The following is a 1,540-nucleotide window of genomic DNA, read 5'->3' as shown; positions in this document are numbered from 1 at the left end:
TGTCCACCTGCTGCATTGCTTCAAAGACGCGATCACCCTTTTGAATATCCGTCACACCGGAGTCTGAGTTGGTCGTTGCACCGGCTGGGTAGTACTTGACCGCTTTGATAAACTGAGATTCTTTCGCCCGGAGAATGTCGTCGGGGCTGGTGTTGTCGGTGAGGTAGAGCGTCATCAATGGCTCAAACTGTTGGCCTTCTGGAATGGCGGCGAGGATGCGATCGCGATAGGCTGCCGCATCTGCCACCGAGCGGATAGGGGGCTTCAAGTTCGGCATGATGATCGCGCGGGCAAACTGACGCACCGTGTAGGGCAGAACTGCTTTCAGTGCTGCACCATCGCGCAGATGCAGATGCCAATCGTCAGGTCGGGTGATGGTAAGCTTTTGCATCCTTTCATTATAAAACGGCAACAAGGGCTTCATGAGAATAGGGGCGATCATCCAGATATGGTATGGGATTAAAATAAAAAACAGTAGAAGTGACTGAATCGTTCGCTTGAAAAAAACACTTATAGTGTGGAAATGTCCAAAAATAAATTAGCCAAAAAACAAAAACCAAATGGATTTGACAGCCAATTTCAACAATTAAGGATTGGGCAATTTTATCGCTTAATGTCCCAAAAATATGGAGTTGGTTGCGTTGTGATTAATTATTTAGCTCACCCGGCAACAGGTGATTTGTTCAAAGTAGCAACCTACGCATTACCGACTAGTAATGATTTACTGCCAATGGATAGAATTGTTGTAGCTGGACTTAACCCAAAAGAATCTATCGCATACGTCCGCTTAATTAGCATCCAGTCAGAATCAGTTTTAGCAATCACGCACATGAGCGCCCCAATTATGGATGAGGTGGTAAATGTCAATATCGACGACGAGATAACGCTTTTTAGGTAGGGTATTCAGGAGGCAGAAACCAGCAAGGCAATAGAGATTATTTGCTCCAAACTGGGAAACTGCTCGCATAACCGACTCACAGGAACGGAATTGAAGGAACAGTGAACTACTTTGACCTACACAGCGCATAGCCAATCGCACACCACAGATTTACATCCGCTCTGAAAGTTAACCCAAAGGTGCTTACGCTATAGATTTTTTAGGAATTTGGTGTTGGAGTTATGAATCTATATAATGCTATGAATGATATTTAAGTCACTACGGACATTCTCCAATGACTTTGACCACAAGGTATTCCATTCAATACCAAAAAGGGGCAGGGACTGTTTTCCCATTAGCCATCCCTTAGTTATTGCATCCATATATTTTGTCGAAACCTCAATATCGTAAATAGCGGCTTTGACAAGATTTTTAGCCAATAATGCTAACCAAAAACGCGAAAAGTGTAGTTGGGCAACATAAAAAGCTTCTAATTGAATTTCTCCAAGAATGTTTGTATCGCATCCAGTAATAATATGCCAAATGTCGTGTGTTTCTGTGATATGCGCTCCGAGAAATTGGTAATCATTCTCTACTTGCCCAGAGTGTAAAGGTTGCAAATTGTTTTTGAGCAGATGTTCAGCATAGGCATATCCAAATGTA

General features: G+C 43.1%; 3 protein-coding genes. 1 reads left to right on the top strand and 2 read right to left on the bottom strand.

Annotated features, from left to right (window positions below; genetic code table 11):
• Positions 1–442, bottom strand: a 442-nt coding sequence (locus VE944_RS02285) for an amidohydrolase family protein (protein ID WP_324971649.1), incomplete at its 3' end; no start/stop codon positions are given.
• Between the two features lie 81 nt (positions 443–523).
• Between VE944_RS02285 and VE944_RS02280 the strand changes: the two genes are divergently transcribed.
• Positions 524–898, top strand: coding sequence for a hypothetical protein (locus VE944_RS02280; RefSeq protein WP_324971646.1), 375 nt, complete (start codon positions 524–526; stop codon positions 896–898).
• A gap of 227 nt (positions 899–1,125) precedes the next feature.
• Here VE944_RS02280 and VE944_RS02275 read toward each other — a convergent pair.
• Positions 1,126–1,540 (bottom strand): Coq4 family protein (locus VE944_RS02275; protein WP_324971643.1); only part of this gene is annotated, 415 nt, incomplete at its 5' end.

The sequence above is a fragment of the Nostoc sp. genome, from assembly GCF_035638895.1.
Lineage (GTDB): Bacteria > Cyanobacteriota > Cyanobacteriia > Cyanobacteriales > Nostocaceae > Nostoc.
Note: the sequence above shows the minus strand (reverse complement) of the source record. Positions and strands in the feature narration are given on the sequence as shown.

Coding starts and splice junctions, on each gene's coding strand:
- VE944_RS02280 (WP_324971646.1), top strand. CDS start 524: ATGTCCAAAAATAAATTAGCCAAAAAACAAAAACCAAATGGATTTGAC.